This window comes from Erythrobacter sp. (genome assembly GCF_038133525.1).
Classification (GTDB): Bacteria; Pseudomonadota; Alphaproteobacteria; order Sphingomonadales; family Sphingomonadaceae; genus Qipengyuania.
The window spans coordinates 1-12,861 of the sequence record NZ_JAYPTL010000011.1; the positions used below are offsets into that span (position 1 = coordinate 1).

Here is a 12,861-nt window from a genome sequence, read left to right on the forward strand (position 1 = left end):
TCCTTGAGATGCCAGGGCAGCTCTTCGAACACATCCTCGAACATGGTGCGGAAGGGATGGTGGAGACCGTGGCCGAGAATGCCGTTGGCCTCGGCTTCCTTGGTCACCTTCTTGACGTGTTCGGCGGCCTCGAGATCCATCTTCTCCTGCCGCTCCTCGTCCCATTCACCGATCGCGATGAGGTGGTTCTTCAGGCGCATCACCGGATCGCCCAGCGGCCACTCGGTGCGCTCCTGCGCGCTGCGATAGCCGGTCGGATCGTCCGAGGTGGAATGCCCTTCCGCCCGGTAGGTGAAGAATTCGATCAGCGTCGGCCCGGCATTGGCGCGCGCGCGGTTGGCGGCCCATTGTTCGGCGGCGTAGCAGGCGAGCGCATCGTTGCCGTCGACGCGCAGCCCGGCGAGGCCGTAACCCAGCGCGCGCGCGGCGAAGGTTGTGCGCTCAGCCCCGGCAAAGCCGCTGAAGCTCGAGATCGCCCACTGGTTGTTGATCACATTGAGAACGACTGGGGCGTTGTAGACAGTCGCGAAAGTGCAAGCCGAATGGAAGTCACCCTCCGCCGTGCTGCCTTCGCCCACCCAGGTCGCCGCGATACGGCTATCGCCCTTGATCGCGCTGGCCATCGCCCAGCCCACTGCCTGGGGCGTCTGCGTGGCGAGGTTGCCACTGATGGTGAAGAAGCTGTGTTCGCGGCTCGAATACATGATCGGAAGCTGGCGGCCTTTCAGCTTGTCACCCTTGTTCGAGTAGATCTGGTTGATCATCTCGATCATGGGGTAGCCGCGCTGGATCAGGATGCCCTGCTGGCGATAGCTGGGGAAGACCATGTCATCCGCCGCCAGCGCCATCGAGGCCGCGACGCTTGTCGCCTCCTCGCCGGTACACTTCATGTAGAAACTGGTCTTGCCCTGCCGCTGGCCTCGGAACATGCGCTCGTCAAAGGCACGCGTCATGGCCATGTGGCCAAGCATCTTGCGCAAGGTATCCGGGTCGAGCTTCGGATCCCACGGACCGTGCGCCTTGTTGTCTTCGCCCAGCACGCGGACAAGCCCGAATGCGAGCTCATGCATGTCCTTGGGATCGCAAGTCTCGTCCGGGCGCGGCTGCTTACCCGCTTCCGGAATCTGCAGGTGCGAAAAGTCGACCGTGTCGCCGGGCCGGAACTTCGGTTCGGGAACGTGCAGCGCCAGCTTGGGGCGATTTCCGCCCTGTTGTGCCGCTCCGTCGGGCCTGTCGGCCATAGAGTCTCTCCCAGACGCAATCTTACGCGTAAGCGTTATATTATTTCACGCGCGCGAAACGGTCAAGGGGAGCCGGATCACACGGCGACGGGCGCCTTGATGGCCCCGTGCGGCGTGTAGTCGCGAACCTCGAAATCCTCAATCCGATAGTCGAAGATCGTGGGCGGCCGCCGCAGAATAACAAGTCGTGGCTGGCCCACCGGTTCCCGGGTCAGTTGCTCTCGAATCAGGTGTTCGTGATTGAGATAAAGGTGGGTGTCCCCACCCATCCAGATGAACTCGCCCGGCTCCAAGCCAGCCTGTTGCGCCAGCATGCATTGCAGCAGGGCGGCCGACCACAGATTGAAGGGCAGACCCAGCGCAACGTCGCAGCTACGCTGGTAGAGCAGACCGTTGAGACGCCCGTCGGCGACGTGGAACTGGTAGGTTTTGTGACACGGGGGCAAGGCCATGCGGTCGAGCTCTGCCACGTTCCAGCCCTCGACGATGTGCCGCCTGCTACCGGGATTCTTCTGGAGCGACTCAACCACTTCGGCGACCTGGTTGATCCCCTGGCCCTTGCGGAACAAACCCCCGGCCACCGGTTGGTAAGTTGGCCAGTCGACCCATTGTTTGCCATAGACCGGACCGAGATCACCCCAACGCGCGGCAAAACCTTCATCATCGGCGATCCTCTGGACGAAGTCTTCCAGCGCGATCTCTTCACCGGTTTCCTCGACGTAGCGCGCGTGCGGCCATTCGTTCCAGATCTTCACGCCCTGCAGGACGAGCGGCCTGATGTTGGTATCGCCGGTCAGGAACCACAGCAGCTCGCGCGTCGCGGTCTTCCAGAAGACGCGCTTGGTCGTGATAAGCGGCATGGCCCCGTCCGCGAGATCGAAACGCAGCATGGCCCCAAAGACCGAACGCGTGCCGATCCCCGTGCGATCGACCCGCTCGCTACCGCCAACCCAAATGCGCTCCATCAGGTCGAGATATTGCTGTTCGAAATGATCGCTGGCGGCCGACATCGTGCTTTCCATCAAGCGGGCCATGGGAGAATGGAGTGGACAGCGGCCCGTCGCAATTGCGCATGGCCTATCCATCCACAATGCTTGCGATACAAGGGCGGATCGAGGGGGCAAGATGGCACTGCAATTCGATCCACAGGACGAAATCATCTGCATTGGCAGTCATCGCGAACTGGCCGACGATGGATCGGTCCTGCCGCCGATCGCGCAGGCCAGCCTGTTCCGCCAACCCGACATGGCTACCCTGTTCGACGGTCTCGCCCGAGAGCACGAAGTCGCGGTCTATTCGCGCGGGACAAATCCGACGCTTTCCGTGCTGGAGGATGCCCTAGCCCGGCTCGAGCGGGGCGAGGCATGCAAGTGCTTCGCCAGCGGCATGGGCGCCATCGCCGCGACCCTGACCGCCTTTCTGGAGGCTGGCGACCATGTGCTGTTTGCCGGCACGATCTATGGCCCGACCATCGAACTTGCACAGCGACTGGAAGGTTATGGCATTTGCTGGAGCCGCACCGATGTGACCGACCTTGGCGGCATCACTGCCGCATTGCGCCCCGAAACACGCGTCCTCTACATGGAAAGCCCAGGCTCGATGTTGTTCGGTCTGCTGCCCATCGTCGATCTCGCCGCCTTGGCCAGGGACCGCAGCATCGTCACTATGCTCGACAACAGCGTAGCAACGCCACTGCTGCAGAAGCCGATCGAACTTGGTGTCGATCTCGTGCTTCACAGCTGTTCCAAGTATATCGGCGGGCATAGCGATCTTGTCGGCGGAGCCGTGGTAGGGAGCGCCGCCCACATCGAACGCATTTTCCGCAAGGGTTTGCTCCTTCTCGGGGCTGCAATGGCACCGTTTACAGCATGGCTGTGCCTGCGCGGCTTGATGACGCTCCCTGTGCGCCTCGCCAAGCACCACGAAGATGCACTCACCTTGGCCAGCTGGCTTGCCGAGCATCCTCGCGTGCGTCGCGTCTTCCATCCGGCCCTCGCTAACGATCCACTCCTCACGCAACAAATGCGGGGCCATTCAGGCCTTTTCTCGTTCGAAGTCGACGGTAGCTTTGCCGATGCCATCGCAATCGCCGACCGCTTGCGCGTCTTCGGCCGCGCCGTCAGCTGGGGCGGACCGGAAAGCCTGGTGATGACCGGCCACAAAGCGAACCCGGTGGAAGTTTCACCTGCCCTTCCCGCATCCCTCCTGCGATTGTCGGTGGGGTTCGAAGGTGTGGCGACACTGCAGGAAGATCTTGATCGTGCCCTCGGCTAGCCCGTTCGACGCCACCGCTGTGCGATTAATTTCGAGCGGCCCGTGTTTGCGCTTGAAAGCCATGGGCCCCGTCGCTATTGGGCGCGCCTGCTTCGCACCCGCCGCATCAAACCGCTGCGGGCCGATCCGGTCGGGGAGTAGCTCAGCCTGGTAGAGCACTGTCTTCGGGAGGCAGGGGCCGGAGGTTCGAATCCTCTCTCCCCGACCATTTCACTTGCGCTGGCGCAGGCCAACCGCAAGCGCGGGAGGAAATCCTGACCACCCCCTCCGTCCTGTTCGTCTGTCTCGGAAATATTTGCCGCTCGCCTTTAGCTGAGGCCGCCTTTCGTCGTGCAGCCGAACGCGCAGGACTGGCTGTCGAAGTCGATAGCGCCGGAACCGCGGACTATCATGTGGGCGAGCCCCCCGATCCGCGCAGTATCGTCGAGGCGGCGCGTCACGGGATCGACATTCGACACTATCGCGGCCGACAGCTCTCGGTGGAAGATTTCCATCGGTTCACCTGGATAGTCGGCATGGACGCTTCCAACATGACGAACATCGCGCTTCGCAACCCGGGCGATGGTAAGGCGCGCATCGTCATGTTGCTGGATCTCGTGCCTGGCCGTGAAGGCGCGGATCTGGCTGACCCTTGGTATGGTGGCGAAGATAATTTTCGCGACACCTGGGCCGATGTCACTGCGGGCGCCGCAGCCCTGGTCAGACTGCTTGGCAAGACGTAAGTATAAAAATATCAAGGATATAATGCAGATGCCTTCCGCCGAATATTTGATCGCATTCACCATTGCTGCGGCATTTCTGACTATCGTGCCGGGTCTAGATTCGGCGTTGGTCATGCGGACTGCAACCGTCGAATCGGCACGCCGTGCCCTTTTCGCAGGACTGGGTATCGCAGCAGGTTGCATCGGCTGGGCGGCTATCGTCGGCGCGGGGTTGGGCGCTCTCCTGGCCGCATCGGAAATCGCCTATACCGCACTCAAATGGTGTGGCGCGCTCTACCTGTTTTATCTGGGCGTGAAGCTGATCCGCTCCCCCAGAAAGTCGCTAGATGAAGCTCCTGAATCGAACGATAAGGGGGCTGGTTCCGGTTGGTTCCTTCGCGGTTTCCTCACCAACATGCTCAACCCGAAGGTCGGCGTCTTCTACGTCTCATTCCTACCCCAGTTCATTCCGGCTGGCGCCCACGCCTTCCTCAGCAGCCTCCTGCTGGGCTCGATCCACGGTGCGTTGGGCGTGATCTGGTTCGCGATCCTGATCGCGGCGACGCAACCGGTTGCTCGTGTGCTGCGGAAACCAGCCGTGCTCCAGTGGCTGGACCGGCTGACCGGCGGTGTTTTCATCGCCTTCGGCCTTCGCTTGCTGGTGAGCGAGCAGCGCTAGAGGCTAGCCACCGCGCAAGGTCTTAACCCCATAGTCGCGCTCGAAAAGGTAGAGCAGCGTCCGCGCGGCTTCGCCTCGAGGGCCCTCAAGACCGCCATCGCGCTCCATCAAGAGACGCGCATCGTCATAGGCGGTCGGAAGCAACGCGGTGATCTGCTCAAGGCTGGCGACGGTAAATGGGGTATCGCCCGACTGGCGCGTGCCCAGCAGTTCACCCCCACCCCGCAAGCGTAAATCTTCCTCGGCGAGGCGGAAGCCGTCTTGCGTCTCGCGCATCAGGGCAAGTCGCTCACGCGCGGTCTCCGAAAGCGTATCGCCACGCAGCAGGACACAGACCGACTTTTCCGACCCCCGCCCCACTCGGCCGCGCAACTGGTGCAACTGGGCCAGACCGAAACGTTCGGCCTGCTCGATCACCATCAGCGTTGCGTTGGGGACGTCGACCCCCACCTCGATAACGGTGGTTGCAACCAGCAGCTTGGCATCGCCGCTGGCAAAGCGTTCCATCGCCGCGTCCTTCATTTCGGGCGCGAGCTGGCCATGCACCATGACCACATCGCGTCCAAAGCGCTGCTCAAGGGCGGCAAAGCGCGCCTCGACCGCGGCAATCTCCTCCGGCCCGTCCATCTCGCGCACCATCGGGCAGACCCAGTAAGCCTGCCGCCCCTCGGCAATCTGCGCCGCAAGGCGATCGACCAGAAGTCCGATCTTGTCCTGCCCCATCACTACCGTTTCGATGGCCTGGCGCCCCGGCGGCAATTCGTCGAGCTTGCTAACGTCGAGCTCGCCATATTGCGCCAGTGTCAGGGTGCGCGGGATTGGCGTAGCCGTCATCGCCAGCACATGCGGCGCACGGCGCCCCTTGCTCGCGAGCATCAGCCTCTGGCCGACGCCAAAACGGTGTTGCTCGTCAATCACGACCATCGCCAGATTGTGGTAGCTAACCTTGTCCTGGAAGATCGCATGGGTGCCAACAACGATATCGATGCTGCCGTCGAGGAGATCCATCAGCGTCGCCTCGCGCGCCTTGCCCTTGTCGCGTCCGGTCAGCAGGGCAACCCGCGCGCCCGTCGGCTCGGCCATCCGGCGCAGGCTTTCGAAGTGTTGCCGAGCAAGAATCTCGGTCGGAGCGAGCATGGCCGCTTGTGCACCAGCTTCGACCGCGATCAGCATGGCCTCAAGCGCCACCACGGTCTTGCCCGCGCCGACATCGCCCTGAAGCAAGCGCAGCATCGGCGAATCCTGCGCCATGTCGCCTTCGATTTCGGATATCGAGCGTTTCTGCGCGCCCGTCAGCGGGAATGGCAGGTCAAGCTTGGCCCGGTAGCTGCCGTCTCCACGCAGCGGTTGTCCCTTGCGTTTGCGATTGTCTGCACGCACCAGCATCAATGCTAGGCTGTTCGCCAATAGTTCGTCATAGGCCAGCCGATCGCGGGCGGTGGCGTTTTCACCTTTGTGCGCCAGGACCACGGCGTCTCGCCATGCTGGCCATTCTTCCTTCTCGACCTGGCGGGGTTCGATCCACTCAGGCAGCTCCGGGGTGCGCGCCAGCGCCTGTTCCACCAGCGCCGCGATCTTGGGCTGGGTTAGCCCTTCGGAAAGGCGATAGACCGGTTCGCATAGCTGCCCCAAGGTATCCCCGCCTTCTTCCACCACGTGATCGGGGTGGACGATCTGGAGCATGTCGCCAAAGCGTTCCAGCTTGCCCGCAACCCAGCGAGTCTCGCCCACAGGCAGCAGCTTCTTCGCCGAATAAGATGCTCGCCCGAAGTATGTCAGTGCAAGGATATTGCCCGCGCTGTCCTGTGCCAGCACGCGATAGGGCGCGCGCGCCGATCTTCCCGAGCGATGCTCGGTAACAGCAAGGCGAATAACGATCTGCTCGCCCTCTCCTGCCTCGTCGAGATTGCCCACAACGCGGCGCGAAACGAAACGCTCTGGCAGATGGTAATCAAGATCGCGAACCCGCGTCAGACCGAGCTTTTCGAGGGGCTTCTTAAGTTTCGGCCCGACGCCGTCGAGCGCATCGGTCTCAGTGAAGAGCGGATTGAGGATATCGGGCCGCATCGCTGCCTAGCGTTAGAATATCGACGGACCAATGCAAAGCCGTAGCCGGGTCTCTTTCCCGGCATTCCCAAGCACGATTATGTCTAATTGAAATTCCGTGCTACGCCCTCGCTCAGGGTTGCTTAGTACATGGGGGGATTGCCATGCTTAGTAACTTCAAGACCATCGCAGCTGCCGTCGCGATCGCTGCACTGCCGGTGTTCGCTGCGCCGGCCCTGGCACAGGATGAACCGGAAGAAGCGCGGACCACATATATGGTCATTCTACTGAAGCTGGCGCCAGATGCGGGCGACCGGTGGAGCGAGCTGATGGAGAAGTACTATGCTCCAGCCGCAGCAGCAGCAGGACTACCCAAGACCGAAGTACACTGGATGATGGACGGCAGCTGGGATCTCATGTTGCTACGCCCAATGCCGCGCGGCATGTCAGCCCTCGACACCCATGCCTCCCCTGAAAGGAAGGCATTCTGGGCCGAGCTGATCAAGATCGCCGGCAGCGAAGAGAAGGCGAAGGAGATCAATGCGGAGGACGACAAGCTCGTGTCGGAGTCGGTTCGCTACTTCTCGCATACGCACCCTTGATCGATCACGTCTGATGAACCAGAGGGGCGCTTTCCAAAGCTGCGGAAGGCGCCCCTTTCTCTCATGCCCCAAGCCCTGACATTCGAAGGCCGCAAGCAACGCGCCAAGTTTCGTTCCTGGCATCGCGGCACGCGTGAGGCCGACTACATGATCGGCGGGTTCTTTGATCGCTATCACGAGGCTTGGGGCGAGGAAGAACTGGCCTGGTTCGAGGCCCTGCTCGAAGAGGATGATGTCGACATCATGGCCTGGGCGCTCAAGGCCCAGCCGACCCCTCCTCGCTTCGAAGGGCCCCTTATGGCAGCGATGCAGCAACTCGACTACGTCGACATCCCCCGTTGACGCGCGGGCGCTGACCTTTATCTGACCAGCTTGAACACCGCACCCCCTTCCCATTCGGGCAGGGGGCAATCGTGCGTGCACGCAATGCCCATTTTGACCAGACGCCAGGATTCCGATGCCCGACCTCTCCCAGATCCTGAAAGCCCGCGATGCACTGACGCTCGCACAAGTCGCGCGCGGTGCGCAGCCCCTGGTCATGGCGGATCTTGCGCGCGCAAGCGCGGGTCGCGCCGTCTTTATCGCCCCCGATGATGCGGCAATGCGTGGGGTGGTCGAGGCTGCCGGATTCTTTGCCCCCGAACTGGAAGTAGTCGAGTTCCCCGCATGGGACTCCCTGCCTTACGACCGCGCCAGTCCCGCGCTGGCGATCAGTGCGCGCAGACTCGCCACATTGCATCGCTTGCAGACGGGCAAATCCAAGGCGCAGCTCGTGGTGACCACGGCCAACGCCGTCCTCCAGCGCGTGCTGACGCCCTTCCGAATTCGCGAGAGCGTGCGCGAGTTCAAGGTGGGCAGCGAAATCGGTCGCGAAAGTCTGGCGGCGCTGCTCCAACGGCAGGGCTACAGCCGTACCGACACCGTGATCGACAAGGGCGAATATGCCGTTCGCGGTTCGATCGTCGATATCTTCCCCAGCGGGATGGAGGAAGCGCTACGGCTTGATTTCTTCGGTGACGAACTGGAGAGTCTTCGCAGCTTCGATCCCAACACGCAGATGAGCACGGGTCGGCTCGAATCCCATCTGCTCTTGCCCGCGAGCGAGGCCCTGCTGGACGAGGACAGCATCAAACGCTTCCGCGGCCGTTACCGCGAGATGTTCGGCGCGCACGCTACCCAGGATCCGCTTTACGAGGCCGTCAGCGAAGGTCGGCGCCTGGCCGGCATGGAAAACTGGCTGCCCCTGTTCGAAGAACGGCTCGCAACCCTCTTTGATCATCTCGGCAAGGACGACCTCATAGTGATCGACAGCGCCGCGCTTGGTGCGGCAGAAGAACGCATCAAGGACATCGGCGACTATTTCGACCAGCGCAAGGCCGCCAGCGGGCAAGCGAAAGGCAGTTATCGCCCGCTCGATCCTGCGACACTCTACCTTGCGCAGGATGAGTTCCGGACCGCGCTGGCCTCTACCCCCGCGCATCGGGCAACCCCCTTCGACGAGCCTGAGAGCGGCAAGGTCGTCAGCTTCGGATTCCGCTCGGGTCGTGATTTCGCGCCTGAGCGCGCCCGAGGCGACAATGTCTATCCGATACTTGCCGATCATCTGAAAGCCCTCGGCAAGGCAGGCAAACGCCCGCTGATCGCCGCCTATTCCAAGGGCAGCCGTGCGCGCATCGCCTCCATCCTCGGCGAGGCGGGGGAGTCGGTACAGCTTGCCGAAACCTGGCAGGAGGCACTTGGCCTCTCGGCCAAGGGCAAGCCTGTTGCGATGATCCTGCCGTTGGAGGCAAGCTTCGCCAACGACGAGATTGAACTGCTCACCGAGCAGGATATCCTCGGCGACCGGCTTGTAAGGCGGAAGAAGAAGCGGCGCGATGCCGACGCTTTCCTCGCCGAACTTCAGGCGCTGAGCGTGGGCGACCTCATCGTCCACACCGAACACGGGATCGGCAAATACCTCGGGCTCGAACCGATCAGTGTCGGCAAGTCGAAGCACGATTGCGTGATGTTGGAGTACCGCGGCGGCGACAAGCTCTACATCCCGGTCGAAAATATCGATGTGCTCAGCCGCTATGGCAGCAGCGAAGAAGCGGTGATGCTCGACAAGCTGGGCGGTGAAGCCTGGCAGAAACGGCGCGCGCGGCTCAAGGAACGTATCCGCGAGATTGCCAGCGAGTTGCTTCGCACAGCGGCGGCGCGTGCACTGCGCAAGGCGCCTGTGCTGGAAGTCGAACAAGGCCCCTATAACCAGTTTCTCGATCGCTTCCCGTGGGAGGAGACCGAAGATCAGGACCGCGCGATCGGCGACGTGCTGGCCGATCTCGAAAGTGGCAAGCCAATGGACCGGCTAGTCTGCGGTGATGTTGGCTTCGGCAAGACCGAGGTCGCGCTGCGCGCCGCGTTCGTTGCCGCAATGAACGGCCAACAGGTCGCGGTGGTCGCCCCCACCACGCTCCTCGCGCGCCAGCATTTCGAGAATTTCTCGACACGCTTCAACGGTTTCCCGCTCAAGGTCGGCAGGCTCTCGCGCCTGGTCCCCGCCAAGGAGATGAAAGATACCCGCGACGGGCTGGCAAGCGGCGATATCGATATCGTCGTCGGGACTCATGCGATCCTGTCGAAGCAGACCGAATTCAAGAACCTCGGCCTGGTGATCGTCGACGAGGAGCAGCGCTTCGGGGTCAATCACAAGGAAAAGCTCAAGCAGTTACGCGCCGATGTGCACATGCTGACCCTGACAGCGACTCCGATCCCTCGAACGCTGCAGATGGCAATGACCGGGCTACGCGAGCTTTCGACGATCCAGACCCCTCCGGTCGATCGTCTTGCTGTGCGAACCTACGTGATGGAATGGGACGATATGGTCATGCGCGAGGCTCTGCTGCGCGAGCATCATCGTGGGGGCCAGAGTTTCATCGTCGTTCCGCGCATTTCCGACATGGAAGGCGTCGAGGAATGGCTGCGCGAGCACGTGCCGGAAGTGAAATTCATCGCCGCGCACGGCCAGATGGGCGCAGGCGAGATCGAAGAGCGGATGAGCGCCTTTTACGAGGGCAAATACGATGTGCTGCTCGCCACCACGATCGTGGAAAGCGGGCTTGACCTGCCAAGCGCAAACACCATCATCATCCACCGTGCCGACATCTTCGGCCTGGCGCAGCTCTACCAGTTGCGCGGCCGCGTCGGTCGCTCCAAGCTCCGTGCCTACGCCTATCTCACCTACGCCGCCGATACGCAGTTGAGCGAAGTAGCCGAAAAGCGACTCAAGGTACTGGGTGACCTCGACAGCCTTGGCGCGGGCTTCCAGCTGGCCAGCCATGACCTCGATATTCGTGGTGCCGGCAACTTGCTGGGCGACGAACAGTCAGGGCATATCCGTGAGGTCGGTTTTGAACTCTACCAGTCGATGCTGGAGGATGCGATTCTCGCTGCCAAGGCAGGCGAGATGGGACTGGAGGCGAAGCGCGAAACGGTGAGCCCGCAGATCACCGTCGATGCCCCGATCATGATCCCGGAGGACTATGTGCCCGATCTGGCCGTCCGCATGGCGCTGTATCGTCGCCTGAACGACGCGCAGGACAAACCGGAGATCGAAGCCCTCGCAGCCGAGATGATCGACCGCTTCGGCGATCTTCCTGCTGCGACCGCCAATCTTGTCCGCCTGATCGAGATCAAGCACCAGGCGATCGAAGCCAATATTTCCAAGATCGATGTCGGTGCGGCGGGAACGCTGGTGACCTTCCATCAGGATAGCTTCCCCGACCCGGCGGGCCTGCTCGCCTATGTCGAGCGCCTGCAGGGAACCGCCAAACTGCGGCCTGACATGAAACTGGTAATCAGCCGTGCATGGGGCTCTCCAGAAAGCCGCCTCAACGGGCTGTTCCAGCTCACCAAGGGATTGTCGGGCATCGTACGCAAGGCACAAAAGAGCGAAAAGAAGGCTGCTTAACTCACTACAAGGGAAAGAAATTCCTGCGGCACAACAGGCTCGGAACGCAAGAACCCCTGATAATACTCGCAGCCCTCGGCAGCGACCAATTCCCGCTGGGCATCATTCTCGACGCCTTCGACGACGACCGCGAGGTCCAGCGCCCGTGCCATAGCAAGGATCGCGCGGAATACCGCCAGATCGCGTTCGTCTTCCAGCACACCGTCGATCATCGATCGATCGAGTTTGATGCAGTCAATCGGCAGAACTTTGAGGTAGCGGAAGTTGCAGAATCCCGCGCCGAAATCGTCCAGCGCCAGGCGAATGTCGAAGACTTTTAGCTGGTCGAGCACGTGCCCCACGCGATCGAGATCGGCGAGCAATACCTGCTCGATGATTTCGAGCGTGATCCGATCGAGTGGAAAGCCCGTCCGCTCGGCAAGGCGCGCGAACTCAGTCGCGAAACTTTCTGCGGCAAGGTCTGCGGGCGTGATGTTGAGCGAAAGTCGCAAATGCCGCGGCCAATGCACCGCATGCTCAAGTGCGCGCTGGGCGATATGACGTGAAAGCTGCGCAACATGGTCTGCGCGTTCGGCAATGTGGAACAGCGAACTGGCTCCAATCCGTCCGACGGTCGGATGGTGCCAGCGCGCCAGGGCCTCCGCCCCGATCACCCTGTCGTCTGCCAGGGCATATTGGGGCTGGAACAGGATCTCGATCTCGTCCTTGTCAATCGCCGCCAGCAGGTCTGCCTCGAGCTCGCGATAAGAGCGGCCAAGTCGCGCCACTTCGCCCGTCGACCAGTCGATACGGCGGCCGTGCCCTTCACGCATGCGAGCCTGAACTTCCGAGAGTCGGTCGAGGATACGATCGGGAGGGTCGCCTTCAGTCACCCGCATCAGCGCGATGCGCGGCCACAGCCGCAGGCTTGCCCCGCCCTCTTCGGGATTTGCAATCGGCATGGCGATCGCGTCCGCCAACGCTTCAGCCAGCCATTGCCATCGTTCGCGGCTGCATTCCTGACGCGCCAGGAGAAGGAAGGCCCCGCCACTGACCCTGGCCGCCAGCCAATCACTCGATTCGAGCTCGTCAGCGGCAAAATGCTTGATTCGCTGCGCGACTTCTACCAGCGCCCCGTCCCCGGCGCTCTCGCCAAAGGCGACATTGACGGTGTCGATCCGCCCGAGCGAAATCATCATGGCGTGGATTGGGCTAGGCGCCGCCTTGGTTGGCCGATCATTTTGCCAACGGACAATCATGGCACGGGCATGCGCCAGATCGGCCAAGCCTGTAAGGCCGTCTCTCGACCCATGGGCCATTTCGGTGGGGACACTCGCCATGAGAACGCTCTTATCGCGGTCGCGCGGGAGTTATGCCAGCAATTCCGCTC

At 62.1% G+C, this 12,861-nt stretch carries 10 protein-coding genes and 1 tRNA gene; 7 read left to right on the forward strand and 4 right to left on the reverse strand.

Annotated elements, in window-relative coordinates:
* A partial coding sequence (locus AAFM29_RS04320) for a 3-methyl-2-oxobutanoate dehydrogenase (2-methylpropanoyl-transferring) subunit alpha (RefSeq protein WP_341711588.1) occupies window positions 1-1,241 on the reverse strand: 1,241 nt, incomplete at its 3' end.
* 77 nt (window positions 1,242-1,318) lie between these two features.
* On the reverse strand, window positions 1,319-2,275 hold the full coding sequence (gene thyA, locus AAFM29_RS04325; RefSeq protein ID WP_341711589.1) for a thymidylate synthase: 957 nt from the start codon (window positions 2,273-2,275) through the stop codon (window positions 1,319-1,321).
* Between the two features lie 91 nt (window positions 2,276-2,366).
* On the opposite strand from thyA, the gene AAFM29_RS04330 reads away from it, so the two are divergent.
* From AAFM29_RS04330 to AAFM29_RS04345, 4 genes are all read left to right on the forward strand, one after another.
* On the forward strand, window positions 2,367-3,515 hold the full coding sequence (locus AAFM29_RS04330; protein ID WP_341711590.1) for an aminotransferase class I/II-fold pyridoxal phosphate-dependent enzyme: 1,149 nt from the start codon (window positions 2,367-2,369) through the stop codon (window positions 3,513-3,515).
* Between the two features lie 131 nt (window positions 3,516-3,646).
* Window positions 3,647-3,723: transfer RNA gene (locus AAFM29_RS04335), tRNA-Pro, on the forward strand.
* Window positions 3,724-3,808: 85 nt separating this feature from the next.
* A complete protein-coding gene (locus AAFM29_RS18080) occupies window positions 3,809-4,237 on the forward strand; it encodes a low molecular weight protein-tyrosine-phosphatase (protein WP_371830714.1) in 429 nt (142 codons plus the stop codon).
* A gap of 112 nt (window positions 4,238-4,349) precedes the next feature.
* The gene (locus AAFM29_RS04345) at window positions 4,350-4,895 is read left to right on the forward strand and encodes a LysE family translocator (protein WP_341711592.1); all 546 of its coding nucleotides are present in this window, start codon (window positions 4,350-4,352) and stop codon (window positions 4,893-4,895) included.
* A 3-nt stretch (window positions 4,896-4,898) separates the two neighbouring features.
* Here AAFM29_RS04345 and recG read toward each other — a convergent pair whose 3' ends face one another.
* Complete coding sequence (recG, locus tag AAFM29_RS04350) at window positions 4,899-6,962, reverse strand: ATP-dependent DNA helicase RecG (RefSeq protein ID WP_341711593.1); 2,064 nt, start codon at window positions 6,960-6,962, stop codon at window positions 4,899-4,901.
* A gap of 143 nt (window positions 6,963-7,105) precedes the next feature.
* On the opposite strand from recG, the gene AAFM29_RS04355 reads away from it, so the two are divergent.
* From AAFM29_RS04355 to mfd, 3 genes are all read left to right on the forward strand, one after another.
* A complete protein-coding gene (locus tag AAFM29_RS04355) occupies window positions 7,106-7,543 on the forward strand; it encodes a hypothetical protein (protein ID WP_341711594.1) in 438 nt (145 codons plus the stop codon).
* Window positions 7,544-7,606: 63 nt separating this feature from the next.
* Entirely contained in the window at window positions 7,607-7,885 is a 279-nt protein-coding gene (locus AAFM29_RS04360) for a succinate dehydrogenase assembly factor 2 (RefSeq protein WP_341711595.1), read from the forward strand.
* Between the two features lie 115 nt (window positions 7,886-8,000).
* On the forward strand, window positions 8,001-11,492 hold the full coding sequence (gene mfd / locus AAFM29_RS04365) for a transcription-repair coupling factor (RefSeq protein ID WP_341711596.1): 3,492 nt from the start codon (window positions 8,001-8,003) through the stop codon (window positions 11,490-11,492).
* Here mfd and AAFM29_RS04370 read toward each other — a convergent pair.
* Window positions 11,489-12,811, reverse strand: coding sequence for a GGDEF domain-containing phosphodiesterase (locus AAFM29_RS04370; protein ID WP_341711597.1), 1,323 nt, complete (start codon window positions 12,809-12,811; stop codon window positions 11,489-11,491). The genes mfd and AAFM29_RS04370 overlap by 4 nt on opposite strands.
* Window positions 12,812-12,861: the final 50 nt, after the last annotated feature.